The following is a 25,331-nucleotide window of genomic DNA, read 5'->3' as shown; positions in this document are numbered from 1 at the left end:
CGTCGTGCCGCATCGATCGGGTGTGGCGACCGATGCGGCCAGTGCCATTAACCCAGCGCCACTTCGAAAGCCTTGCGGAAGCTGGCCTTCTCGTCGCTGGTCAGCGGTTGCAGCGGCATGCGTGCGGCGCCGGCATCGAAACCTGCCAGCTCACAGCCGTATTTGACCTTCTGGATGAACTTGCCCGACTCCATGTCCGCCAGCACCGGGAACAGCGAGCGGACGATGGCCTGGGCACCGTTGAGGTCGCCGCTGGTGTATTTGCTGTAGAAATCACAGACCTGCTGCGTCAGGCAGTTGGCCGGGCCACAGATCCAGCTGCTGGCGCCCCACAGGAAGAAATCCAGCGCCTGATCGTCGGAACCGCACGACAGTTGATAGTTGTCCTTGTAGGTGTTGCCGATCTCGATGGCGCGCAGCAGGTTGCCGCTGCTTTCCTTGATCGCGATCACGCGCTTGTTGTCCTTGAACGCGTCCAGCACGGTAAAGCCGACTTCGACGTTGGTTCGCACCGGGTAGTTGTACAGCACCACATTGATGTCGGGCGCGGCGTCGAGAATGGCCTGGTAGTGACCGATCAGCTCGTCCTGGGATGGCAGTGCGTAGTAAGGCGGCGCGATCAGCAGGTTGGTGTAGCCGGCGTCGCGGGTCTGCTTCACCTGCTCGATCACCTCGCGGGTGCAGGCGCCGTTGGCACCGGCGATCAACACCCCACGGTCCCCCACCACTTCGCGCACGGTGGACAGGATCTGCCGTCGCTCCTGATTGGTCAGCGCGTAGTACTCACCGGTGGAACCCAGCGGCACGAAGCCCGTGACGCCCGCCTTGAGTTGAAACTCGATGATGTCGCCCAGCATGTCGTAATTGACGTTGCCGGCCTTGTCGAACGGTGTGACCAGAGCAGGCAAGATGCCTTTGAGTTGAGTCATTGCAGACACTCCACGGATTTGTGTACGAGGGTTGGGGTTAGTACGCATAACGACGCAGCATCCGCGTCTCGACCACGCCGACCAGTCGGGTCAGCGGGAACGCCACGAGGAAATAGATGACCGCCACCGCCGAGAGAAACTCGACCGGCCGGGCCGTGCTGTTGGAGATGTTCTGGCCGACGAACATCAGGTCGGCGATGCCCACCGAGGAAATCAGCGCGCTTTCCTTGAACAGTGAGACCACGTTGGACAGCAGCGGCGGAATGCCTCGCAGCAAAGCCTGGGGGAACACCACGAACACCGTTTTATTCCACGACGCCAGGCCCAGGGCGACACAGGCGTCATGCTGTTCGCCGGGTATCGACTTGAGTGCGCCACGAAAGGTCTCACTGGTGATCGCGGTCATGTACAGGGTCAGTGCCAGCAACACCGACACGTAGGGCGGGATGTCGATACCGAACACCACCGGAAAACAGAAAAACACCCAGAACAGCTGGATCAGCAGTGGCGTACCGCGGAACAACTCCACATACAGGCCGGCCGGGACGCTCAACCAGCGGCTGCGCGAGGCCCGCAACAGGCTCAGCAGAAAGCCGCACAGACTGCCCATGATTGCGCACCCGACGGTGAACACCAGGGTCAGCGCGAGCCCTTGCAGCAAGGCCTGCCAGTAAGAAAACACCACGGTGAAATCAAGATTCATGACGACCTCCTCAGCGCGCGAGCGCGGTGTCCTGACGACGTTCCAGCCATTGCACGAACTGCGCGATGGGCAACGACAGGGCGAAGTAGATGAGTGCGATCAGTGAATAGGTTTCCAGCGGTCGGTAGGCTTCGGTGGCGATGCTTTTGCCGACGTACATCAGGTCGCCCACGGCGACGATGGCCACCAGCGCACTCTGCTGAAGAATCGAGATGCCATTGGTCATCAACACCGGAATGGCCGTGCGCAGCGCCTGCGGGAGAATCACGTAGAGCGTGCGTTGCCAGGGGCGCAGCCCCAGGGCCACGCTGGCATCGAGGTGTTCATGGGGCACCGCCTGCACACCGGCCCGATAGGCTTCGGCATTGAATGCGGTGAGGTTCAGCCCCAGGGCGAGCACGCCCATGGTGATGGGGTCGATGAACACGTTGAACAGCATCGGCACGCAGTAGAAAAACCAGACGATCTGCAACAACACTGGTGTGCAACGGAAGAACTCGATGAACATCTGCGCCGGCCAGCGCAGGAAAAACCAGCGACTCAAGGTCAGCAGGCATAGACCGAACCCAAGCACCAGGCCGACGATGTTCGACACCAGCGCCAGTTGCAGGGTGACTTTCAGTCCGTCCCACAGCAGGCCGAAATTGCCCTGCAGAAAGTTGAAATCGAATTGGTAGTTCATGATCAGGCTCCTCAGTCCAGGTGCAGCACTTTTTCCAGGAACTCGCGGGTGCGCGGTTCCCTGGGCTGAGTGAACAACTGGTCGGGATGGCCTTGCTCGACCACTTTGCCGTTGGCGCAAAACACCACGCGGGTGGCGATATGGCGGGCGAAGTGCATGTCGTGGGTGACGATGATCATCGCCATCTTCTGTTCGGCCAATTGCAGCATGACGTTCTGCACCTCGATGACCATTTCAGGGTCGAGCGCCGAGGTGACTTCGTCGAACAGCATCAGCTTGGGCTCCAGCATCAGCGCCCGGGCGATCGCCACGCGCTGCTTCTGGCCGCCGGACAATTGGCTGGGGTAGACGTTGAGCTTGCTTTCCAGGCCGAGCCGCGCCAGCAACGCCCGGGCCTTTTCGGTGGCCTGCGTCCGGGACAGGCCGTGCACCTTCATCGGCGCCAGAATCAGATTGCCCAGCACCGACAGGTGCGGAAACAAGGTGTAGTGCTGGAACACCATGCCCACCTGGGTTTGCAGCGAGCAGTCCATCGGCTTGCCTTTGCCCCGGGCATTGCCGTCGATGTAAGGCTTGCCCTGAAAGCGGATGGTCCCGCCTTGAATACTCTCAAGCCCCATCATCACTCGCAGCAAAGAGCTTTTGCCGCTGCCGCTTGGGCCAATGATCACCAGGCGATCGTCGGCCCGCATATCCAGGTCCAGGTGATCCATGACCACCAGGTTTTCGCCGTAGGACTTGTAGACATCGCGCAGCTGGATGAACTCGCTGCTCTTCGTTTCGCAGGCGTGCAGAGGCCGTGACGGCACCGCCGCCAGATTGGAAGCTTTCATCGGACGTTCTCCGGGAGCGCGCAGCCCGCTGCGCGCTCGCCATCGGCGGGATTTACTGAGGGGTTTTGTCGGCGTTGGCCAGTTGCGAGGCTTTGTCGACCAAGGCGTCGATTTCACCGGTTTCGCGGCGCTGGGCGAGGTAGATATTCAGCGTCTGCAAATCGGCGGCGCTCACGTCCCGGCGCACCCCAAACGCCACACCCTGTTTGGCCAGCGCGGGTTTTGGCAGCACCTCCTTGGTCCAGCCAGGATTGGCCACGGCGAACAGATGATTGGTGTCGCTGGCATCGACCAGCACGTCGGCACGCTTGGACATCACGGCCATGCGCACTTCATCCATACCCGGCAGGCGCATGATTTTGCCCTGCTTGATGACGCCCGAAATGGCCTTGTCCTGAGCGGTGCCGGACATCACGGCGAAGGTCACATCAGGCTTGTCGAAGTCGCCGATGGTGTTGCCGGCACTGGCCAATTTCGGGTTGTCCTTGTTGATCAGCAACGAGACCTGATAGTCCGTGGCCGGCACTGAAAAACTCACCGCCAATGCACGCTCAGGCGTCTGGTTGAGCGCCATGGCCATGTCCCATTTGCCCCCCTGCAACCCCGCGACAAGGTTGTCCCAGTTGGTGTCGACGAACTCGACTTTGACCTTCAGCACCCGCTCGCCAAAGTCACGGCACAGGTCCACGAAGTAGCCGCTGTATTCGCCGGAACGCGCATCGCGCATGACGTAGGGCGCGGCAACCGCGGCCCCGCAGCGCAAAACACCGGCCTTCTGTATGTCTTTCCACAGTGAAACGTCAGCCGCCTGGGCCGGGACCTGGGTGAGCAGCGCGCCGATAGCGGATGCACAAACGAGCATGTTGCGGATGGTGCGAGGAAGGAACCGAGCCATTTTGACCTCTCCGATATTTCGTTCTTGTAGGCAGGAAGGTACAAATCTACATCGCTGTGCGCCGTCATGTGTGCAGCGCTGTATGCAGATTAGAAGCGAACGAATCGGGCTGTCAACACGAGGCGGCAAAAAATATCGGGAAGGTGTCAACGCAACCGGTGATGGCTGTTGGCGCAGCGCTTGGTGAAAGCGCTCGGTAATGGGCGACGCGGTGGGCGGAGAAACGATTTCAGGCAGTCATGCCAGGCTGCATCAGGGCGTATTCAAACTATCCGTTGCAATCGCTCGCTGACTCAAGCAGGCGGGAAAATGTGTAGACGAGGCATCTGACGATGCCTCGACATGAAACTCAGGCAGGCTTGAAGCAATACGCCGCCAGCTTGTTGCCGTCGAGGTCGCGGGCATAGGCCGCGTAGGCATTAGGCGCCCAGCCACGAGGGCCCGGTGCGCCTTCGTCGGTGCCGCCATTGGCCAGCGCGGCAGCGTGGAAGGCATCGATCGCGGCGCGATCAGGTGCTTCAAAGCTGACCGTGACACCGTTGCCCACGCTCGCCGGGGCGCCGTTGGCCGGTTTCAGCACGAAGAAGGACGGGGCGTCCTGTCCCCAGATCGAGCCATTGTCATCGAGGTCGGCAAGGCGCTTCTGGCCCAGTGCGCCGAGGACTTTGTCGTAAAAGTCGCGGGCTTTTTGCAGATCGTTGGTGCCGACGGTGACATGGGTAAAGATGCTCATTGTGATGTTCTCTCTGGTAAAGACACGGTGGGTGGTAGTGGTTGAATCAGCGATCGAAATGAATGACGGTGCGAATGCTGCGGCCTTCATGCATCAGGTCGAAGGCCCGGTTGATGTCTTCCAGGCCCATGGTGTGGGTGATGAAGGTCTCCAGCGGGATTTCGCCCGTGCGGGACTTCTCGACATAGCTGGGCAGTTCACTGCGCCCTTTCACCCCGCCAAAAGCCGAACCGCGCCAGACGCGACCGGTCACCAACTGGAACGGACGGGTACTGATTTCCTGCCCGGCACCGGCGACGCCGATAATCACCGACTCGCCCCAGCCCTTGTGGCAGCACTCAAGCGCCGCGCGCATCAGATTGACGTTGCCAATGCATTCGAAGGAGTAATCCACACCACCCTCGGTCATCTCGACGATCACGTCCTGGATCGGCTTGTCGTAATCCTTCGGATTGATGAAGTCGGTGGCCCCCAATTGCCTGGCGATGTCGAACTTGGCCGGGTTGATATCGATCGCGATGATCCGACCGGCTTTGGCCATGGCGCCGCCGATAATGGCTGCCAGGCCGATGCCGCCAAGACCGAAGATGGCCACGCTGGCACCCTCCTCCACCTTGGCCGTGTTGAGCACCGCGCCAATCCCCGTCGTTACACCGCAACCGAGCAGGCAAACCTTCTCTAGCGGAGCGTCCTTCGGGATTTTGGCCAACGAGATTTCGGGCAGTACCGTGTACTCGGAGAACGTCGAAGTGCCCATGTAGTGGAATATCGGTTGGCCCTTGTAGGAAAAACGGCTGGTGCCGTCCGGCATCAGGCCTTTGCCCTGCGTGGCGCGAATTTTCTGGCAGAGGTTGGTCTTGCCTGAGGTGCAGAATTTGCACTCACCGCATTCCGGGGTGTAGAGCGGGATCACGTGATCGCCCACTTCTACGGAGGTCACGCCCTCACCGATGGCCACGACGATGCCGCCGCCCTCATGGCCGAGAATGACCGGAAAGATACCTTCCGGATCAGCGCCGGACAGGGTAAACGCATCGGTATGACAGACGCCGGTCGCGATGATGCGCACCAATACCTCACCGGCCTGCGGTGCAGCCACATCGACTTCGACAATTTGCAGGGGTTGGTTAGCCGCAAAGGCCACCGCGGCTCGTGATTTGATCATTGTCTTTTTTCCTGGGTGCCAAGGGACACTTCGTCATGGGGCGAAGAAAGAACATGAGTGGGGTTGGGTGTCAGCGATCACGCAAGGTGATACTGCAACGATGGCCGCGCCAAGGGCGTCCCTGCCCTATTACAAGTTAGAGCGTCGCGTCGATTTTTTTCGCAGCCGCTTCACTGACCCAGGTATGCCAGATTTCCGGGTGTTCCTTAAAGAAAATCCTGGCCAGCTTGGGGGAATCAATGTGCTCCTTGGTCATCCGGGCCAAGTTCTGGTTTAACAGGTCGATCGGCAGATTGACCTTCTCCAGCACTGCAACCAGTTCTGGCGCCTGTTCATGGAAGACGCTGGAGAGACCCACTTGGATGCTGATCTTTTTGTCGACACCCGGCTTCTCCTCCAGTTTGACCAGATCAACTTGTCCCATCAGCGGCGTCGGAGACCAGTAGTAGAACAGAATCGGCTCCCCACGCTTGTAGCTCGACAGGACTGCGGCATCCAGGGCCGGGCCGGTGCCTGGGCGGAAGTTGGTGTAGCTCGCTTCGAGGCCGTAACTTTTCAGCATTTCGCTGTTTTCCAGTTCGCAGGTCCAGCCGGCCGGGCAGTTGTAAAAGCGGCCCTTGCTCGGTTCTTCCTGATCCTTGAAAAGTCCCACGTACTGAGTCAGATCGGCGATTTTTTTCAGGTCTGGAGCCTTGGGTTTGAGGTTGCGTTTAGTGTCGCCCTCGACCACATAACGCGGTACGTACCAGCCTTCGGTTGCACCGATAATCGGAGCGCCGACACCCACTACCTTCCCGGTGGCTGCAGCCTTGTTCCAGACTTCACTGCGACCGACCCATTCTTCCGCCAGCACTTGAATGTCGTTGCTGCTCAAGGCGTTCTCCATGGTGATGGAGTTACCCGGCAACGTGTCGATCCCGCAGCCGTAGCCTTCCTTGAGCACTATCTGCAACACATCGGTAAGCAACATGCCGCTTTCCCAATTGAGCCCGGCGAACTTCACCGGTTTACCCGATTCGCACCAACTGGCGGCATGACTCGAAGCACTGCCGGCCAATAGGCCGAGGGAAATCAGTGTAGCGGTAAGGTTTTTTTTAATTTTCACAATCGCACGCTCCAACACAGTGAACAGGGTTATGGCAGTGCAAGTGTTCGCCACGTCAGTGGCGAACATCTGTCATCAACGTGAAACTCAAGCTCCTTGATGTATCGTCGGGAACCAATCTTCGCGCAGTCTCTGACCGGTCTGCATCGCATGCCCTGGATACGGTGGAGAGGTCCGTCCTGGACGCTCGATGTAACGCATGTCGTCGCCGACCCAGCGAAGCGACAACACACGTCGCCGCTGCGCTGACGCATTGCCTCTGGCGCCATGCACCGTCCGAAAATCGAATAGCACCGCATCGCCAGGTTGCATCTCCCACTCAAGGACTTGCATGCCCTCTTCCGAATCCGGATCGGGAGCGTCGCGGTATCCGTCAGCGTCCCTGTAAAAATCGCTTTGATCGGCCCAGTGAACAGGTTTTATCCCTTTCTCCCAACGATGTGAGCCTGCAAGAAGCCGCAGCGTTGACTCGCGCACCGGGTCCACAGGTATCCAGAAACTGACGTTCTGGCTGCCTTCGACAAAGTAGTAGGGAATGTCCTGATGCCATGGCGTGGCTTTCTGCGCACCCGGCTCCTTGACCAGCACATGATCATGGAAGAACTGTGCCGATTTCGAACGCATGACGGCGGCAGCGACAGACGCCGCAGGTGACTGCTCCACCATCGCGCGAAACTCTGGAATCCGCTGCCAGTTGCAATAGTCATCGAAAAAGCCGCCCGGTTTGTCCTCCTTCTCGACGTATCGACTGGCGTAAACACCCGGCTCGGCGAGGTTGCGCTCGATACCGGCGGCGATGGTTTCGATCCAGTCACTGAAGACGCCGCGCAGGCAAACCGCCCCATCGCGCTGAAAGGCCTCGATGTCTTTTTCACTAATGGTGTAGGAACTGCGTGTCATGACCTGAAACTCCCTCAAGCAAGAAATAAAGGTGGGCGCAGGACAAATATTTCATGACACTCAACGAAGATAAAATAATATGTATTGATTTATCACCGAAGAAAATCTTATGAAGTTCAGCCTGCGACAACTCCGTTACGCACTCGCTGCGGCCAAACACAGCAACCTCACGCTAGCGGCCGAGGAGTTGCACGTTTCCCAACCCTCGATCTCCACGGCCATTACCGAGTTGGAACAGCTTTTCGGCCAGCCACTGTTTGTGCGCCAACGCGGGCTCGGCGTGTCCCTGACACCCTTCGGCCGCACGGTGATGGCGCAGGCAAAACGCGTCTTGGCCGAGGCTCGGACCTTTTCGGATATCGGGAGTAATAGCAGCGACTTTTCCGGGGAGCTGGTGCTGGGTTGCTACGAGGATCTGGCACCTTATTGCCTGCCGCAGATCCTCAGACGACTGCAGCAGGACCATCCTCAGGTCACCGTCGATATGCGCGAAGGCGGGTTCGAATATCTCGGTAAGCGTCTCGCCGAAGGCACCCTGGAGTTGGCGCTGACGTACGACCTGGGATTGCCGGCAAACATGGAATGCACCGAGCTGCGCCAGCTGACGGCCCATGCCCTGTTGGCGGCTGATCACCCGCTGGCAAACGAGACCCATGTCAGCCTGCAAGCACTCAGCGAATGCAATCTGGTGGTGACTGACCAAATCCACAGCTGGCAGCACGTGCTGGACCTGTTCAACTTCTATGGGCTCTCGCCCAACAGCGTCCAGCGCACCCACAGTTTCGAGTTTCAGCGCAGTCTCGTGGCCAATGGATTCGGCGTGGCGCTGACCTATACCAGACCCTTCGGCGACCACAGCTACGATGGTCAACCGCTGGTCTGTCGTCCCATACGCGAAGAGCTGCCCGCGCAGCGCATCGTATTGGCTTATGACCAGCGCTACCCGTTAACGCCACCCGCCGAAGCGTTCAAAAAGCAAGCCGTGACCTGGTTCAAGGAACGGCTGCCGTTTACCTCAAATTGAATGGTTCAATGCCTCGTCCTACGCTCCAGCAATCGCACGCCGAGTGACAGCGGATAACACAGCGCAAAGTAGATCGCGCCCACAAGGATGTAGATTTCCAGCGGCATGAAGTACACGGAACTCAAGTCCTGAGCCCGCAACATCAGGTCCGGTGCCGCGATCAGCGAGGCCACAGAGGTGTCCTTCAACAGCGAGATCGCGACGTTGCCGATAGGCGCGAGCACGATGCGAATGGCCTGGGGCAACACGACCCAGCGCAACACCTTGAGATGCGGCATGCCAATCGCCTTCGCCGCCTCCACTTGCCCCTTGGGCACCGCCTCCAGACCCGAGCGGTAAATCTCCGATAGATACGCCGCCGCATTCAGCCCCAAACCAATCATCGCGGCCTGAAACGAGCTGAACTGAACGCCGATTTCGGTCAGGCTGAAGTAGACAATGAACAGTTGCACCAGCGCCGGAGTGCCACGAAATACCTCGATGTAGATCAGCGCCGCACGGCGCAATGGCCGACTGCGAGACAATCGCGCCAGCGCCACCAGTAAACCGACGATCAAGCCGATAACCAACGCACCGAACGCCAACTGGAGCGTGGCCCAGGCCGCGGCCAGCAATTCGACATGGGTTGCTTCCCACAACTCGCCATAGCCCATATCAGTTCTCCTTGACGACTTTGAGACGGCGTTCGGTGCGCGCCGCCCAATGGGAAAGCACCAGGCTCAACACCAGGTAGATGGTCGCCAACAGGAAATAAATCAGGTTGGTCTGGTAGGTTTCGCTGACCAGCATTTTTGCCTTGAACGTCAGCTCCGGCACCGCCGCTGCCGAGGCCAGGGACGTGTCCTTGAGCAAGCCGATAGCAAAGTTGGCCATCCCCGGAATCGCGACCTTGAACGCCTGGGGCAGCACGATGATGCGCATCGCCAGGGAGCGGGTCATGCCGATGGAGTACGCTGCTTCGCTTTGCCCGCGATCGATGGTGCGGATGCTCGAACGGAACACTTCCGAGAGAATAGCCGCACCGTTTAGCCCAAAACCGATGATCGCCGCACCGATCGCCGGCAGCGTGATACCGATGTAGGTCAGCCCGAAGTACAGGATGAACAACTGGGTCAGGATCGGGATATTGCGAAACACCTCCAGGTACACGCTGGCAATCAGGCTCAGCACCCGGCTGCGCGAGAGCCGCATCAACGCCAGGCAAAAACCCAGCAAGGTCGCCACCACAAACGCGGCGGCCGTCAGGCCGACTGTCGTCAGCGCACCGATGCCCAGCACATTCAAAAAGTACGGCAGCATCTCGATGGCTTTGTGCAGAGCAGTGGAATCGAACATCGATCAGTGCTCCTGAACGGCGCGGATGAACGAGCGGGTGCGTTCGATCTGGCTCTCGCGAAAGATCTGTCGGGGTGGCCCCTGCTCCACAATGTTGCCGTCGGCCATGAAGATCACCTGATCGGAGACGCTTTCGGCGAAATGCATTTCGTGGGTCACGATAATCATCGTCATGCCCTCCTCTGCCAGCTTGCGCATGACCGTCAGCACTTCACCCACCAGTTCCGGGTCCAGGGCCGAAGTGGCCTCGTCGAACAACATCAGCTTGGGCTGCATCGCCAGCGCCCGGGCGATGGCGATACGTTGCTGTTGCCCACCCGAGAGCTGTTCCGGGTACACGTCACGCTTGGCGAACATGCCGACCTTGTTCAGCAGATCCTCGGCGAGTTCCACCGCCTCGGCACGGCTGCGTTGTTGCACCTTGAGCGGGCCGAGGATGATGTTGTCCAGCACCGAGAGGTGCGGGAACAGGTTGAAGCGTTGAAACACCATGCCGATCTCGGTACGCATCCGCGCCAGCTCCTTGTCGCTCATGGGCACTTTGCGGGTGCCCACCAGCCGCTGGCCGATCAGTTCGTTATCGATGTAAATGTCACCTTTGGTCGGCTCTTCCAGGTAGTTGACGCAGCGCAGCAGGGTGGTCTTGCCCGAGCCGCTAGGGCCGATGAGCGAGATTTTCTGACCCTGCTGCACGTTGAGGTCGATGCCTTTGAGCACGTCCAGGCTACCGAAGGACTTGTAGAGCCCTTCGATACGCACCAGTGGAGTTGATTCAGCCATGAGCAATGTCCGTAAGTGGATGACGCAAACTGTGATCGCGACGTCGACTCAGGCGAAGGCCTGACTGAAATCTCGCGGCGGGTGCTCGAACGGCCCGATGAGGTTGCCCTTCTCGTCGCGGTCCACGCCAATGCGCGGATCCTTGGCGGGAGGCACGAGGTAGTCGGGGTTCTTGATGCCGTACTTGGCGAGGATCGGTTTGATCTGATCGCTGCTTTTGAGCCAGCGCAGGCCCTGGTTTATGCCATCGAACAAATCCTGGTTCTGCGGATGAACACCCCAGATCGCCTCGAACTTGGCGGTCAGGCTGGGAAATTTCTCATCGTAGGACATGGGGATCTGTTTGAGCTTGAGGCTCGGGTCCTGAAGGATCATGTAGTCGATGGTCGGGGCATCCAGTACGGCAAAATCCAGTCGCCCGGCGCGCACGTCTCGCAAGCAGGAGTCGGTGTTGTCGTAGAGTTTGACCTCCTTCACGCCTTCGATTTTCTTCATGTCCGGGATGGTGAAATATCCGGTAATGGCACCGATGGTGCGGCCCTTCACGTCGTTCACGGTGATGGAGGTTTCGAATGGCTCATTGTCGCGCATGATCACGTAGGCGCCGGTGTAGAACACCGGGTCGGTCAATAGCAGGATCTTGGAGCGCATCGGGTTCCAGGCGAAGTTGCCGCCGAACCAGTCGGCCCGTCCCGACCTCACCGCTTCGACCACCGCCGGGAAGCCCATGGTCAGCACATCGAGCTTGAGTTCGAGGCGATCGGCAATGATTTTCAGCAATTCCAGATCGGTGCCGACCGGGACGCCTTCGCGCAGCGCGCCCAAGGGCATGTCGCCCAGGCACGCGGCGGTCAGGTAGCCAGGGCGCACGGTCTTGATCGGTTGCCCGGCAGCGAATGACATCGGTATCGGACCTACGACCCCGCTCAACAGCGCAGCCAGTGAACCGTAACCCGTGGCTTTGAGCAGCCCGCGCCGGGAGAAACCTTGGGTGTCGAATTTGTAGTCGGACATAGATCACCTATTGGGCAAATTATAGTTTTGGACCGTTTCAAGCCAAACAACTCAACCGCCATCCGTGGCTCTATTCCCCTAAGTTTCACGACCGTGTCGACAACCCCGCCAACAAGTCGATGGCATTGACGTGTGGCTTGCCGGCTGACTGCCGACGACGCTTGAGCAGCAGATAGGCGACAGAAACCACGCCGAGACTGACCAGGCTGGCGAGGAACTGCGTACGCAAGGATTCCTGGAACGCCATGGCGACCAAAACACCCGCAATGACTGCCACCACAGCATAGGACAGCCACGGGAACAGCCACATCTTGAGGGTCAGTCGGGCCGGCGCCGTGGCGTCTACCTGACGGCGAACCTTGATTTGCGCGAGCGCTACTGCGAGGTACACGAACAACATCACCGCACCCGACGCGTTGACCAGAAACAGGAACACACCTTCCGGAGAAATGATCGCCGCCATGATGGCGATGTAGCCGATCACACTGCTGAGCAGCACCGCCGCCCTTGGCACTTTGCGCCCGGTGAGGGTCGACAGCTTCGCCGGTGCATCACCGCGCTGACTGAGGCCGAACAGAATCCGCGAAGACACGTACAACCCGGAGTTCAGCGCCGACAGCACGGCCACCAGCACCACCGCTTGCATGATCATCGCCGCGCCGGGAATGTGCAGGACCTCCAGCGCCGCCACGAACGGCGAATGGCCGGCGACGATCTGGCCCCAGGGCACTACGCAGACAATCAGGAAGATCGAGCCTACATAGAAGGTAATGACGCGGAAGATCACCGAGCGGGTCATGTTCGCCACGTTCTTCGAGGGGTCGTCGGATTCAGCGGCGGCGATGGTGGCGATTTCGGCGCCGCCCACGGCGAAAATCACCGTGGGTACACCGGCCAGAATCGCACTCACCCCATAAGGCATGAAGCCGCGGTCATTCACCAGGTTGCCCAACAGGTCGCTGGTACTCGGGGCAAACCCGAAGAGGTAGGCGCCGACCACGAAGATGAAAACGATGATGGCGAAGACCTTTAGTGAAGCGAACCAGTATTCGAATTCACCGTAAGACTTCACGGACAGGCAATTGATTGCGGTCATCACGGCCAACAGCGTCAGGCCGATCATCCACGCCGGCAGCGGTATCCACTGCTGAAGAATGTTGGCACCGACCACCGCTTCCACCGCCACCACGATCACCCAGAAGTACCAGTACAACCAGCCACTGGTGAAGCCGACCCAATTGCCCAGGCCGATTCGGGCGTACTCGGTAAAGGACCCGACACCGGGCAAGGCCACGGCCATTTCGCCGAGCATGCGCATGACCAGCATCACCACGATGCCGGCAGCGAGATAACTCAGGAAGGCCGCCGGGCCAATCGCCTGAATCGTTGCACTACTGCCGACAAACAAGCCTGCGCCAATGATCCCGCCGAGGGAGATCATCGTGATGTGGCGCTGGCGCAAGGCCCCGCTGAGGCGTTGTTGACCGGGTTTTGTATCGGTTGGGTGGGCGTGGTTCATTGGATGACCTCCGCTTGATTGGGTGGGGTCGATCGACCGGATAATTTCATCGAAGACTTTGCACGAGGGGGACAACACACCGGATACTCTGTGCCGCCCGCAGACAGGCTGAACAGTCGGAGGTGCCAAAGCGCCGAGGGCGAACCCGGCTGAAACGTTTCGATAGTCATGTACGTACCCATTGGGCTGAGCATGGCAGCCATTTTCTTATTGTGTTGCATGACAAGCATTACAACTCACACACTAATCACGGATTTTTAGCTTGTCAATGGCCTTTGTATCGGATAAAAAGCAATACAAATTTGCTTATTGTCTTGCTACAAGCATGACAAGCAGGGATAAAGCACCATGAGTCAATTCGAACAACTGCTGGACGAACTCAAAGCCAATGCGGCTTTGCAGCGCGACAAAGCGGGAACCCTTTACGCCCAATTGGCCGATTCTCTGGCTGAGGCGATCGGCAACGGCAAACTCAAACCGGGTGAGCGCCTGCCGCCTCATCGCGAGTTCGCCAGTGCGCTGGGGGTGAACATCACCACGGTGACCAAAGCCATGGCCGTGCTGCAGCAAAAAGGCTTGGTCGAAAGCCGTCCGGGGCGTGGCACGCAAGTCGCGCAGCCACGGCATCCGGCGGCGCAGTTCCAGTCCGCACCGATCAATGACCCGGGCACCGTCGACCTGAGTGTCAATCGCCCGGCCACCGATGGATTCAATCGGGTCCTGGCGCAACTTCTGCCACGTCTTTCCAGCGACCCGCGCTTTGCCGACATGAAGGACTATCACCCCTCCGAAGGTCCGCTGTGGGCCCGGGAAGCCGCCGCGCAATGGTTGCGCCACACCGGCGTCGAGGCCCATGCCTCGCAAATGCTGATAGTCGAAGGCGCCCAGCACGGCATCGCCAACACCTTGCGCAGCCTGACCAACAGCGGTGATACGGTGCTGGCCGACAGCGTGACCTATCAAGGCATCAATGCGCTGTGCCGGTCATTGGGCCTGATTCTGGTGGGCGTTGACGCGGATGCACGGGGCATGTCGCCCCAGGCCCTGCGCCAGGCGTGCGTCGAGCATCAGCCGCGACTGCTGTTCCTGGTGCCTTCGATCCATAACCCGACCGCCATCACCCTGGACGCCGAGCGTCGCGAGGAGCTGGCTGCCGTGATTCGTGAAACCCATCTGCTGGTCCTCGAGGACGATGTCTATCGCCCACTGCTGGATCAGTCGCCTGCGCCCTTCGCCGCGCTGATGCCGGAGCGGACGATCTATATTTCTGCCCTGTCCAAATGCATCGCGCCGGGGTTGCGCATGGGTTTTGTCATGGCCCCTCAAGCGTTGGTGCAAGACATTGCTGCCATGCAGCGTATTGATTGCTGGAGCACTTCGCCGCTGACGGCACTGATCGCCACCCGATTGATCGAGGACGGTCATGCCCAACACCTGGTCTCGGAACAACGCGAAGAACTGCGCATTCGCCAGGCCTTGCTCGCCACTCACCTCGAAGGCCTGGAATTCCGGCACAGCGCCACAGGCACCCATGCCTGGCTGGTGCTGCCCGAGCCCTGGACCGGCTCGCGCTTCGCCCGCCTGTGCCAGGACCGCGGCGTGGTGCTGCTTGCCGGGGGCGCCTTTACCTTGCGGCCGGAGCTTTCGCCGCAGGCGGTACGCATCAACATCTCGGCGGCCCTGTCACGGGAACAGCTGATCAAAGCCTTGAGTGTCATCAGTCAATTGGCACGCCAGGGTCATCTCCATATGCACAACCGGATCTGAGGACATGACACAGCCAGTTCATTGCGAAATCGCCATTATCGGTGCCGGGGTGGTCGGCGTAGCCACCGCGCTCTGGCTACGCCGCGAGGGTTACCGGGTGGTGTTGCTGGAGCGAGACGCGATCGCCAGCGGCGCGTCTTACGGCAATGCTGGCACCCTGGCGCCCTATGGCGTGATGCCGATCGCCCAGCCATCATTGTTGAAGGCCATTCCGTCGCTGCTGTTTTCGAAGGAGTCACCCTTTGTCATCAACTGGGCGCGCCTGCCCCGACTGATGCCGTGGCTGTTGCGGTTTCTCAATGAATGTCGCGCCTCGCGCTGTGAAACAAACACCCAGGCGCTGGCCAATATCCTCCAGCACACCTACAGCGGCTATGCGCCGTTGCTGGCCGACTGCCCGCTGGCCGATCAACATCTGCGTCATAACGGTTGTCTTTATGCGTACGGCACCGAGCAAGGTTTCGCCGGCGCACGGGCGGCCATCGAATTGCGGCGATCGCTGGGCATCGCCCAACAAGTGTTGAACGCCGCGGATGTCGAACAACTGGAACCGGCGCTGGCGGGCAAAGCAGTGGCCGGGATTCTGTTTCCCGAGTCGTCGCACATGGATGACCCACGGGCGTTCATCGAAGCACTGGCGGCGCCGCTGATTGCCGAAGGCGTGCTGCATCAGGCGACGATCAACGGCGTGCAACGAAAAAGCGACGGTTTGTACCTGAGCAGCGCAGAAGGGAAGTCCTGGCGCGCCGACCGCGTCGTACTGTGTGGCGGTGCCTGGTCTGCGGCGTTGGCCCGGCAGATGGGCGATCACATTCCGCTGGACACCGAGCGCGGCTACCACCTCGAATTCGACCTGCAGGACACCCTGCTCAACCGCCCGTGCTGTCCGGTAGAGCGCGCGTTCTACATGACACCGATGGCGGGTCGACTGCGGGTGGCGGGCACGGTTGAACTGGGATCGATCAATGACCCTGCCAATACGCAACGTTTCGATTATCTGGAACGGCACGTACGCCAGGTCATGGGCCTGACACAACCGGTCGCACGCAAATGGCTGGGGTTCCGCCCTTCCCTGCCCGACTCGTTACCGGTCATTGGCCCCTCGCCTAACGAGCCGCGAATGATCTACGCCTTCGGCCATCAGCACCTGGGCCTGACGCTGGCTGGAGCAACCGGACAGTTGGTCGCCGACTGCATCGCCGGCAAAGCGCCGCAGTGGCTGGACAGTTTTTCCGTGCAACGCTTCTGAACCACGCCATTCCACAGGAGAACAATGGATGCAAACCATCGAGCGAAAACAGACCAATCAACGTATGAGCCAGATCGTCATTCACGGCAATACGGTATACCTGGCCGGGCAAGTGGGCGAATACCATCACAATGTTGCCGATCAAACCCGTGATGCGCTGGCACGGGTCGATGCCTTGCTTGAGCAAGCCGGTTCATCCAGGGAACATCTATTGCAGGCTACTATCTGGCTAGCCGACATGGCCGATTTCGCCGCGATGAACGCGGTATGGGATGCCTGGGTACCGTCGGGACAAGCTCCGGCCCGAGCCTGTGGCGAAGCAAAACTCGCTGATCCGCGGTTATTGGTTGAAGTGATTGTCTGTGCGGCGAAGGGGTGAGTTTTTCGGCTTTTTCCTGCGCGCCAAATGGCCGCTGGAACCGATAGCTGCGGTTGAATCGTGCAGCTATCGGCCGGTTCCGTTGAAAAAATCAGCCTTGGCGGGATTGAGTCCGGAATCGTCGCAGTGCATTCAACCCTGGAAACTCCGTTGGGCCTCAAGCTATCCGGATCAGCTCTCAGAGGGCGTGCTTGAGTCGACACTGGCTTCGGCAGCCAGCTTCAAGCGGTCGGCTTTACTGATGTATTTGTTCTTTTTTACCGGTGCCAGTTTGGCGCTCGCCTTTTTGGCCTTGGCCTTGAATAACTGCTTCAGTTTCTTTTGACGATTCATGTTTTCTACTCGGTTTACAGTTGCCGGATGATATCAGCTAAAGATACTCAGCCAGGACACTGTGGAGCGCACCGAGTGCATAACGTCGGAAACAGTTGGTGTGCAACTGGCCTTCGGTAACCACGATTCGTAGACCCTCGGCCTGTCTCAGGCGCCCCGGGGCGCCTTGGAACCCGATGTCAAATAAGTCAGAAGTGCCGCCAGCAACAGCACCGCTGCGCTCGCCACGAAAGTGCTCTGATAGCCATGGCGATCGAACAGCAAGCCGCCAACGGTCGAGCCCAAAGCGATGGCCAACTGAATCACGGCCACCATCAGGCCGCCTCCGGCCTCGGCATTCCTGGGCAGGACTTGCGCTATCCAACTCCACCAGCCGACAGGCGCCGCCGTAGCCACGAGCCCCCAGAATCCGAGCAGCATGACAATGGCAACGACCGAGGCTCCAAAGGGGATCAGCGCCAAGGCGATCACAGCCATCAGCAAGGGAATGGTCGCGAGTGTCCGGAACAGGCCGCGCCTCAGGAACGAACCGACAATCAAGGTGCCGATAAAGCCCGCTGCGCCCATCACGAACAAGATCAACGACAGCGTAGAGACATCAACCATCGTCACTGTTTCGAGGAACGGCCGCAGATAGGTAAACAACACGAACTGCCCCATGAAAAAAGCAGCACAGGCGGCCATGCCCAACGCTACGGCACGGTGCCTTAACAGTCTGAAGACATTGGCGGAGCCCGACGTGCGCTCACCCGCCTCCATGACCGGCAGACTGGCCCACAGCCAAACCAGGGCGATCGCCGCTACAGGTACCAGAGAGAAGAAAGCACCGCGCCAGCCAATGACCGCCCCCAGGTAGCTGCCCAGCGGTGCGGCGATCACAGTCGCCAACGCGTTACCACCGTTGAAGATGGCCAAGGCCTTGGGCACCTGGCTGGCAGGCACCAGGCGCATGGCCGTTGCAGCGGACAGGGACCAAAAACCACCGATGACCACACCGATGAGCGCACGGCCAACCATGTATGTCTGATAGTCAGGCGCCATTGCGACCACGACACCGGATACAGCCATCATCCCGGTCAGGGCCAACAACAGCGTCTTGCGGTTGACGGCTCCAGCCAACCAGGGGATCGACAGGCTGGTCAGTACCGCGAACGCGCCGGAGATCGTGATGCCCTGCCCGGCCAGCCCTTCGGTGACATGCAGATCATCGGCCATTGGCGTCAGCAGGCTGACAGGCATGAATTCCGAAGCGATCAGCGCGAAAACGCACAGTGTCATTGCAAACACCCCGCTCCAGTACGCGGGTTGTTCATTGGCCTCAGGTATTGGGACAACAGTGGCCATCGAGGCCTCACTTTCATTCATATTCATGACTGGCATGGTGAGGCAAGGACTTTCCAGCGACTAGCTAATGAATACTTAATAAGGCTATAAGTGCAACTAATCAATGGAATCAAGGGCAGTGGCGATATGGTCAGAAGGAACCTCAACGATTTACTGTCCTTTGTCACCGTGGCGCGAGAAGGGAGTTTCACCCGCGCCGCCTCGCTGCTGGGTGTGACCCAATCGGCGCTGAGTCAGGCGATCAGCGGCCTGGAAGCGCGCCTTCAGATCAGGTTACTGACACGTACCACGCGCAGCGTCTCGCCGACGGTCGCTGGCGAGCGGCTGTTGCAGGCCATCGGCCACCGCTTCGATGAAATCGAAGCGGAACTGGATGTACTGACAGAACTGCGCGACAAGCCAGCCGGCCTGGTACGCATCACCTGCGGCGATCACGTCCTGCGCAAAACCCTGCTGCCCAAGCTCACCCCATTGCTGCACCAATACCCGGATATCAAGGTCGAGTTCGACGTCGATTACGGATTCAGAGACATCGTGGCGGATCGCTTTGATGCCGGGGTTCGGTTGGGCGACACCATCGATAAGGACATGATTGCCGTGCCCATAGGGCCACCGTTACGAATGGCTGTGGTTGCCACACCCGCCTACTTTGCCACCCGTGCCATTCCGAAAAACCCACGGGACTTGATGGACCATAACTGTATCAACCAGCGCATGCAGACATCCGGCGGGCTTTACGTATGGGACTTTGAGCGGCGCAACAAGCAATTGAACGTGCGCGTCAACGGACAACTGACGTTCAACACCTCTGTCCACATCGTGGAGGCGGCGCTGGCGGGACTGGGCATTGCCTACCTGCCCGAAGAGGAATTTTCACCCCATCTTCAGGAAGGCAGGCTGATGCGGGTACTGGAAGACTGGTGCCCCCCGTTCGCTGGATACTATTTGTACTACCCCAGCCGACGGCAACCCTCTCCGGCGTTTTCGCTTGTTTCCAATGCGCTGCGCGAGGGCGTCTAAAGGCGCAAAAGCCCCGGTTCAGTACATGGATAGAACAGAGGCCTGCCGCCCGACTGTCGAGCCTTTATCAGCGGGCGGATCGGCTCACTTTTTGATGGGGGTGACGAGCGTTTTTTCGTCAGTGTCGAGGACGAACACCGCCAACAGGCGTGCCGGTTCGGTGTCGCTGGCGTTGGCGCTGACTTCGTGTACGGAACCCGGCTCTTCTACGAAGTTTTCGCCGACGTGGTAGATCTTTTCCGGCTGGCCTTTGACTTTGATGCGAAACGCACCCTCCAGCACCGTTGCATAGATGAAGGCCGTTTTCGGATGGGTGTGGGATGGCGACGCGGCGCCCGGCCCATACTCGACGACCACGCCCTTCATGCTCTTGCCGGGGATGTTGGGAATGGGACGGTCAAACACGACGGTCACCTTGCCGGGGGGCGGCTCGGCGGCCGACGCTGTGCCGATTGAAAGTGCTGCGAAAGCCGCAGCCAATAGATATCGGGTAACCATGGCAATACTCCTTCGAGGGTAAGGGTGATGACGGCGCGCCCCATGACCGGGGCGACGCCTTCCTGAGGGGTCGCTGGTGGCTTCAGCGACCGGCTTCGGCCATTGACCGGGTGAGCCAGTCTTCAAAACGGATCGCGCCCAGGCGCGGATGCTGGCCGGGGGTCAGTGATTGATCGTCGAGCACGGCGCCGTAGTAGCGCGCGTGCACGTCCGGCACGACCCGGCGAGTATCCCGAGTGGCTCGCAGAAAGCGCCTGACCAGCTCGTCAATCGGCATGGCCTCGGGCCCCGCGACTTCGACCGTGCCATTGAGCGGCGCTGCCAGCACGACGTCGGTGAGTGCCGCCACCACGTCGTCGGACGCCAACGGCTGGATCAGCGCTGGCGACACATGAAGTTCCTCGCCGACGGCAAACGAATCGGCAATGCCGCTGACGAATTCGAAGAACTGCGTGGCACGCAAAATGGAGTAAGGAATGCCGGAAGCCTTGATAAGGCTTTCCTGCGCAACCTTGGCCCGGAAATAGCCGTTCTCGGGCAGCCGTTCGGTCCCGACAATCGACAGCGCAACGTGATGCCGAACACCGGCGGCCGCTTCAGCGGCCAGCAGGTTACGGCTGGACGTTTCGAAAAACTCGAGGACGGCCTGGTCCTCCCACGACGGCGCGTTCGCCACGTCGACAACGATGTCGGCACCATCCATCGCCTGGGCCAGGCCCTCGCGGGTGATACTGTTGACGCCCGTGCTGGGGCTGGCTGCGAGCACGTCATGGCCACGCTCGCGCAGGTTCTTCACAAGTTTTGATCCGATGAGGCCGGAGCCTCCGATGACGACGATTTTCATGGGCGTTCTCCACGTGTCGACGGCAAGCATTGCGTCGGTGTGAAGGGAGATTGCCTGTGCGCATGAACGAAGTCCTTGTGCCTGCTGTGGTTTTCCCTCCACGCAGGCTTGGTTTTTCGTCCAAAGACGCCGAAGCCTTATGTTGCCTCGGCCGCAGACGATGCGGCGGGTTCAGCGCTGCCGTATCATTGATATTCAATACAAAACGTCAGCCGCCTGGGACACGGAGTTGAGGGCGCTTTGCCAGGGGATCCTCACTTTGCCATTCGTGTTTGAAGACTACCTGCTCGACGAAGAGCGCCGGGAACTGACCTTGCGCGGGCAAGTCGTGGCCGTCGGGCCGCAGGTTTTCGATCTGTTGCTGCTGTTCGTCAACAACCCTGATCGCGTCATGAGCAAGGACGATCTGCTCCAGGCGGTGTGGAACGGCCGGATCGTCTCGGAATCGACGATCACCAGCCACATCAATGCAGTGCGCAAAGCCATTGGCGATACCGGTGAGGAACAGCGCCTGGTGCGCACGGTCGCCCGCAAGGGCTACCGCTTCGTCGGCCAGATCAAGGTCAGCGGGAGCGGCGAAACGCAGCAGCCGCAACGGACGGTCATCGATGAGCACTCGGCCCCAGCAGCGAACGCAATGCCCCCCTCCTTGCTCCTCCCGGACAAACCCTCGATTACCGTCTTGCCCTTCCAGAATTTGAGCGGCGATCCGGAGCAGGAGTATTTCGCCGACGGCATCGTGGAAGATCTGATCGCGGCCCTGTCGCGTATCCGCTGGCTGTTCGTCATCGCGCGCAATTCAAGCTTCACCTACAAGGGGCGGACGGTGGACGCCAAGGGCGTCAGCCAGGAATTGGGCGTTCGCTACCTGCTGGAAGGCAGCGTGCGCAAGTGCGGGGAAAAAGTGCGCATCACCGGGCAACTCATCGACGCGACGAGCGGGACGCATATCTGGGCGGAACGCTTCGAAGGCACGCTCAACGACCTCTTCGAGCTACAGGACCAAATCACCGAAAGCGTCGTCGGCGCCATCGCGCCGCAACTGGAACGGGCAGAAATCGAACGCGCCAAGCGCAAACCGACGGAAAGCCTGGGCGCCTACGACTACTATCTGCGCGCAATGGCAAAACTGCACAACGGCACCCGGGAAGCCCTCGATGAGGCGTTGCCGCTGTTCTACAAGGCCATCGAGCTCGATCCGGAATTTGCATCGGCCTATGGCATGGCAGCCTGGTGCCACTTCTGGCGCAAAATCAATGGCTGGATGACCGATCGGACGCAAGAGATCGCCGAGGGCATACGACTTGGGCGTATGGCGGTGACGCTTGGCCGGGATGATGCGGTCGCGTTGACCCGAGGTGGACATGCATTGGGCCATCTCACCGGTGATGTGGACGGCGGCATTGCCTTGCTCGACAGGGCGCGCCTGCTCAATCCCAACCTCGCCCCCGCCTGGTTCCTGGGCGGCATCCTGCGTGCACTGCGCGGTGAAACGGACGCCGCCATCGAGCATCTGGCCCATGCCGTTCGCTTGAGTCCGCTGGATCCGGAAATGTTCAGGATGCAGATCGGAATGGCGCTCGCGCATTTTTTCGCCGGACGCTTCGATCTCGCGACGCAATGGGCGGAAAAGGCGCTGGGCAACCTGCCCGGTTTCCTGCCCCCGGTGGCAGTGATCGCGGCCAGTCATGCCCTCAGCGGACGAATGGATAAAGCGAGGCTGGCGATGCAGCGTCTCCGGGAGCTGGATCCCGCTTTGCGCCTCGGCAACCTGAAAGACTGGCTGCCGATCCAGCGACCCGAAGATTTCGCGCGCTTCGTCGATGGACTGCGGTTGGCCGGTTTGCCTGAATGACCGCGGAACATTCAGGCCTCGCCTAGAGGTGCAGCCAGGCCAGTGAGCCCAACAGGACGCCAACACCGGCGGCCCCAAACGAGACCCGCTTGAGCCATTCCTTACGCGTCAGCAAGGTAATGGCCGCCAGCGAAATGGCGATCTGGATCGCCGTCATTGCCTGGGCCCAGCGATGATGCTGATGCAGCACCAGCTCTGACTTTTCGTCCCACTCGCGTGCCCCTTGCTCGAGTGCTTCGGCCTTCTTGCGCGCCTCCTCTTTCTGCTCCCCGTAGCGCCGCGCCTCAGCGGCATAGTGGGCAGAATCCAGCCCTGGGAGATGGCTCGCCAGCTCCGACAGGTTCTGCCGGCTGGACTTGGCCTGGTAGTAATTCCACTCGTTGGCGGCTTCGGTCTTCTGGATGGCGGCGTTGTTTTTGTCCATGGCCGCCTCACTCTCCGTTGAGCCGGCCTGATAGCTCATCATGGCGCCGACGGTCGCCATGATCGCCGTCATCACCGCAATCCTGCTGGCAAAGCTGTCGCCTCGTGCATGGGCATGATGGGTGGTGTGCTCAATATGTTGCTCGTGTGGGCTTGGAACTTCGAACTCTTCGGGCATGGGTGTCGATCTGGGAGGAGTGAGTGGTGGTGGACAGGCAGCGTATTGCCCTTGATTTTTGCAGGCACAGATCATGGGCCGTGAGGGCTCGATTCTATTGAAAAAGCAACTCTCTTGTCTGAACCGCGGCAAACATCTTTTCAAATAACTGCCGCCCTGAATGGCAGCTTCACATCACTCCCCAAAACACCCTGTGGAAACGGTTGTCCCGATGTTCAAAATGGCACGCCGATTGGACAGGCCGGTTAGCGGATCTGTCAGGGCCAGTTGGGTCAATTCGGCGTTGGCGGCCTGAAGTCGCTCAACAAGCAGCCCTCGTTCAAGGGAATACCCCGGCAACCCTGAGAGCAGCATCAGCAAGGGTTTCACTTCAGCAGAGCAAGTCACTGGGTCCGAGCTGGCGGCACCTACCGTCCCCAGCACCTGGCCATCCTGGGATCTGATGGGCGCGCTCACGTAAGTTCTGATACCCAGGGCCGCGGCAGCCTGCGAATCACTCCAACAGTCGGCGACGTTATGAAAACTCGAAAAGTGGTATTCCAATTATCGGCAAACAGGCGGATGACTGAACATTGCAGGGTTTCACCCAACAGAATGAGACCGTCAGCGTACTCGCTCATTCAGACGGACCTGAAGTTTTCGCAACGGGGTCACGTCGACTAAACGTGTTTTCACGCGTGGCACGCGTGTTTTTTTTGTATTCAACGGTTTTTTTCCCATTGGTCATGGCTCATCGCCAAGCGAAAGCCGAGATGCGACATGGAATTCATAGGGTCTGCGCCCTGCCTGGCACTGGTTCGAAAGCTCGTGCAGTAACTGTCGCTGCACAGAAAGGATCCGCCTCGGATGACACGTTGCGGTGCATGGGCCGTCACCCCAAGTTCGGGGTCGTAGCTGTCGGAAGGCCCCACCGGGTTTACCGCTGCTTCGCCCGCCGGTTGACGCTTGAGCCCCACTCTAAACGCGTCGGCACGATACCAATCGGCGACCCATTGCCAAACATTCCCGGACATGTCGTAGAGTCCATAGGCGTTAGGTCGGTAACTGCCGACCGGCTTGGTGCCAATTTTGAATGTGTTACTGGGTCCGGTCACGGGAAACGGCTGTATTTCATCCCAGGTATTCGCCATCTTTTCCCCCCCGGGTGAGAAGTCATTGCCCCATGCATAATTCGCTTGTTCCAGCCCGCCTCTTGCGGCGTACTCCCATTCAGCCTCGGTGAGCAGGCGCTTGTGCGCCCATGCGGCGTACGCCTGCACATCTTCACGTGAAACCTGAACCACAGGATGGGTTTCCTTGCCCTCGATTGTACTGTCTGGCCCCAGCGGGTGACGCCAGTCGGCCCCCGGAACGAATGCCCACCACTGGCTGAAATCATTAAGTGGGACTGGCCTGTCTGTACCGACAAAAACCAACGCGCCAGGCACCAGGTCGCTGTCATCTGGCTCAGGCGTCCCTGGCGGCAGTTGGACTTTCAGGTCTTCCCATCTGGGCTTGCGTTCGGCGGTGGTGACGTAATGTGTTTCAGAAATGAAACGGGCGAAATCGGCATTGGTGACGTCGTAGCGGTCGATCCAATACCCGTCGAGTCGAACCTTGTGCGCCGGCCCCTCGTTTGGACGAGCCTGCTTATGGTCGCTCCCCATCAAAAATTCGCCGGCAGGAAGCCAGACCATTTCCACTGGGCCATTTTTTCCATCACCCAGCGTCAACGGCTCGGGGCCGCGAATGTGCCGGTAACCCACAAACGCCACGCAAGCCAACACGATCACGGCGCAGACGATGGTGATACCGAAACGCCGTTTCCTGACGAGCATTTGCGCG

At 59.7% G+C, this 25,331-nt stretch carries 26 protein-coding genes; 6 read left to right on the top strand and 20 right to left on the bottom strand.

Features of this window, described 5'->3' with window-relative positions; translation table 11 throughout:
* Nucleotides 1-47: 47 nt before the first annotated feature.
* The 9 genes from ACX3YD_RS11475 to ACX3YD_RS11435 all read right to left on the bottom strand — a co-directional run bounded on the left by ACX3YD_RS11475 (nt 48) and on the right by ACX3YD_RS11435 (nt 7,945).
* Nucleotides 48-929: a dihydrodipicolinate synthase family protein gene (locus tag ACX3YD_RS11475; protein ID WP_458959987.1), complete on the bottom strand. Its 882-nt coding sequence runs from the start codon at nt 927-929 to the stop codon at nt 48-50.
* A 37-nt stretch (nt 930-966) separates the two neighbouring features.
* Nucleotides 967-1,632, bottom strand: coding sequence for an amino acid ABC transporter permease (locus ACX3YD_RS11470; RefSeq protein ID WP_047530346.1), 666 nt, complete (start codon nt 1,630-1,632; stop codon nt 967-969).
* Between the two features lie 10 nt (nt 1,633-1,642).
* Complete coding sequence (locus ACX3YD_RS11465; RefSeq protein ID WP_047530348.1) at nt 1,643-2,314, bottom strand: amino acid ABC transporter permease; 672 nt, start codon at nt 2,312-2,314, stop codon at nt 1,643-1,645.
* Between the two features lie 11 nt (nt 2,315-2,325).
* A complete protein-coding gene (locus ACX3YD_RS11460; protein WP_047530349.1) occupies nt 2,326-3,147 on the bottom strand; it encodes an amino acid ABC transporter ATP-binding protein in 822 nt (273 codons plus the stop codon).
* A 52-nt stretch (nt 3,148-3,199) separates the two neighbouring features.
* On the bottom strand, nt 3,200-4,042 hold the full coding sequence (locus ACX3YD_RS11455; protein ID WP_090462807.1) for a transporter substrate-binding domain-containing protein: 843 nt from the start codon (nt 4,040-4,042) through the stop codon (nt 3,200-3,202).
* Between the two features lie 349 nt (nt 4,043-4,391).
* Nucleotides 4,392-4,775: a VOC family protein gene (locus ACX3YD_RS11450; RefSeq protein ID WP_458959986.1), complete on the bottom strand. Its 384-nt coding sequence runs from the start codon at nt 4,773-4,775 to the stop codon at nt 4,392-4,394.
* Between the two features lie 46 nt (nt 4,776-4,821).
* Nucleotides 4,822-5,940 (bottom strand): S-(hydroxymethyl)glutathione dehydrogenase/class III alcohol dehydrogenase, encoded by a 1,119-nt coding sequence (locus ACX3YD_RS11445; RefSeq protein WP_458959985.1) that lies wholly within the window; start codon nt 5,938-5,940, stop codon nt 4,822-4,824.
* 136 nt (nt 5,941-6,076) lie between these two features.
* On the bottom strand, nt 6,077-7,045 hold the full coding sequence (locus tag ACX3YD_RS11440) for an ABC transporter substrate-binding protein (protein ID WP_458959984.1): 969 nt from the start codon (nt 7,043-7,045) through the stop codon (nt 6,077-6,079).
* 87 nt (nt 7,046-7,132) lie between these two features.
* A complete protein-coding gene (locus ACX3YD_RS11435) occupies nt 7,133-7,945 on the bottom strand; it encodes a phytanoyl-CoA dioxygenase family protein (RefSeq protein ID WP_458959983.1) in 813 nt (270 codons plus the stop codon).
* A gap of 109 nt (nt 7,946-8,054) precedes the next feature.
* Between ACX3YD_RS11435 and ACX3YD_RS11430 the strand changes: the two genes are divergently transcribed.
* Complete coding sequence (locus ACX3YD_RS11430) at nt 8,055-8,969, top strand: LysR substrate-binding domain-containing protein (protein WP_458959982.1); 915 nt, start codon at nt 8,055-8,057, stop codon at nt 8,967-8,969.
* Nucleotides 8,970-8,974: 5 nt separating this feature from the next.
* Here the strand turns inward: ACX3YD_RS11430 and ACX3YD_RS11425 are convergent, their stop codons facing one another.
* The 5 genes from ACX3YD_RS11425 to ACX3YD_RS11405 all read right to left on the bottom strand — a co-directional run bounded on the left by ACX3YD_RS11425 (nt 8,975) and on the right by ACX3YD_RS11405 (nt 13,617).
* Entirely contained in the window at nt 8,975-9,622 is a 648-nt protein-coding gene (locus ACX3YD_RS11425) for an amino acid ABC transporter permease (RefSeq protein WP_458959981.1), read from the bottom strand.
* A 1-nt stretch (nt 9,623) separates the two neighbouring features.
* Entirely contained in the window at nt 9,624-10,304 is a 681-nt protein-coding gene (locus ACX3YD_RS11420) for an amino acid ABC transporter permease (RefSeq protein ID WP_458959980.1), read from the bottom strand.
* Between the two features lie 3 nt (nt 10,305-10,307).
* Nucleotides 10,308-11,084, bottom strand: coding sequence for an amino acid ABC transporter ATP-binding protein (locus ACX3YD_RS11415; RefSeq protein WP_111448791.1), 777 nt, complete (start codon nt 11,082-11,084; stop codon nt 10,308-10,310).
* Nucleotides 11,085-11,132: 48 nt separating this feature from the next.
* On the bottom strand, nt 11,133-12,098 hold the full coding sequence (locus ACX3YD_RS11410) for an ABC transporter substrate-binding protein (protein WP_458959979.1): 966 nt from the start codon (nt 12,096-12,098) through the stop codon (nt 11,133-11,135).
* An 85-nt stretch (nt 12,099-12,183) separates the two neighbouring features.
* Complete coding sequence (locus ACX3YD_RS11405) at nt 12,184-13,617, bottom strand: amino acid permease (protein ID WP_458959978.1); 1,434 nt, start codon at nt 13,615-13,617, stop codon at nt 12,184-12,186.
* Between the two features lie 348 nt (nt 13,618-13,965).
* Between ACX3YD_RS11405 and ACX3YD_RS11400 the strand changes: the two genes are divergently transcribed.
* From ACX3YD_RS11400 to ACX3YD_RS11390, 3 genes are read left to right on the top strand one after another with little or no spacing between them, the layout of a single operon-like run.
* Nucleotides 13,966-15,384 (top strand): aminotransferase-like domain-containing protein, encoded by a 1,419-nt coding sequence (locus ACX3YD_RS11400; protein WP_458959977.1) that lies wholly within the window; start codon nt 13,966-13,968, stop codon nt 15,382-15,384.
* 4 nt (nt 15,385-15,388) lie between these two features.
* Entirely contained in the window at nt 15,389-16,633 is a 1,245-nt protein-coding gene (locus ACX3YD_RS11395) for an NAD(P)/FAD-dependent oxidoreductase (protein ID WP_458959976.1), read from the top strand.
* 28 nt (nt 16,634-16,661) lie between these two features.
* Nucleotides 16,662-17,012 carry a RidA family protein gene (locus ACX3YD_RS11390; protein WP_458959975.1) on the top strand — a complete coding sequence of 117 codons (351 nt, stop codon included), beginning with the start codon at nt 16,662-16,664 and terminating at the stop codon, nt 17,010-17,012.
* Between the two features lie 171 nt (nt 17,013-17,183).
* Here the strand turns inward: ACX3YD_RS11390 and ACX3YD_RS11385 are convergent, their stop codons facing one another.
* A complete protein-coding gene (locus tag ACX3YD_RS11385) occupies nt 17,184-17,345 on the bottom strand; it encodes a DUF2986 domain-containing protein (RefSeq protein ID WP_081997906.1) in 162 nt (53 codons plus the stop codon).
* Nucleotides 17,346-17,492: 147 nt separating this feature from the next.
* Entirely contained in the window at nt 17,493-18,689 is a 1,197-nt protein-coding gene (locus ACX3YD_RS11380; protein ID WP_458959974.1) for an MFS transporter, read from the bottom strand.
* A gap of 126 nt (nt 18,690-18,815) precedes the next feature.
* Here ACX3YD_RS11380 and ACX3YD_RS11375 point away from each other — a divergent pair, with 126 nt between their 5' ends.
* The gene (locus tag ACX3YD_RS11375) at nt 18,816-19,709 is read left to right on the top strand and encodes a LysR family transcriptional regulator (protein WP_103404979.1); all 894 of its coding nucleotides are present in this window, start codon (nt 18,816-18,818) and stop codon (nt 19,707-19,709) included.
* 84 nt (nt 19,710-19,793) lie between these two features.
* On the opposite strand, the gene ACX3YD_RS11370 is transcribed toward ACX3YD_RS11375, so the two are convergent.
* Together ACX3YD_RS11370 and ACX3YD_RS11365 are read right to left on the bottom strand one after the other, a co-directional pair.
* A complete protein-coding gene (locus ACX3YD_RS11370) occupies nt 19,794-20,207 on the bottom strand; it encodes a cupin domain-containing protein (protein ID WP_047530358.1) in 414 nt (137 codons plus the stop codon).
* A gap of 82 nt (nt 20,208-20,289) precedes the next feature.
* Nucleotides 20,290-21,051, bottom strand: a complete 762-nt coding sequence (locus ACX3YD_RS11365; protein WP_458959973.1) for an SDR family oxidoreductase — start codon at nt 21,049-21,051, stop codon at nt 20,290-20,292.
* A 259-nt stretch (nt 21,052-21,310) separates the two neighbouring features.
* On the opposite strand from ACX3YD_RS11365, the gene ACX3YD_RS11360 reads away from it, so the two are divergent.
* Nucleotides 21,311-22,906 (top strand): winged helix-turn-helix domain-containing tetratricopeptide repeat protein, encoded by a 1,596-nt coding sequence (locus ACX3YD_RS11360; RefSeq protein WP_458960408.1) that lies wholly within the window; start codon nt 21,311-21,313, stop codon nt 22,904-22,906.
* A gap of 22 nt (nt 22,907-22,928) precedes the next feature.
* On the opposite strand, the gene ACX3YD_RS11355 is transcribed toward ACX3YD_RS11360, so the two are convergent.
* Both ACX3YD_RS11355 and ACX3YD_RS11350 read right to left on the bottom strand, forming a co-directional pair.
* Nucleotides 22,929-23,507, bottom strand: coding sequence for a DUF4337 domain-containing protein (locus ACX3YD_RS11355; protein ID WP_103404982.1), 579 nt, complete (start codon nt 23,505-23,507; stop codon nt 22,929-22,931).
* A gap of 701 nt (nt 23,508-24,208) precedes the next feature.
* Nucleotides 24,209-25,324 carry a formylglycine-generating enzyme family protein gene (locus ACX3YD_RS11350; protein ID WP_458959972.1) on the bottom strand — a complete coding sequence of 372 codons (1,116 nt, stop codon included), beginning with the start codon at nt 25,322-25,324 and terminating at the stop codon, nt 24,209-24,211.
* Nucleotides 25,325-25,331 lie beyond the last annotated feature (7 nt).

The sequence above is a fragment of the Pseudomonas fluorescens group sp. PF-1 genome, from assembly GCF_054481335.1.
The sequence above is the reverse complement of the archived record's forward strand: the minus strand, read 5'-3'. Positions and strand labels throughout refer to the sequence as shown.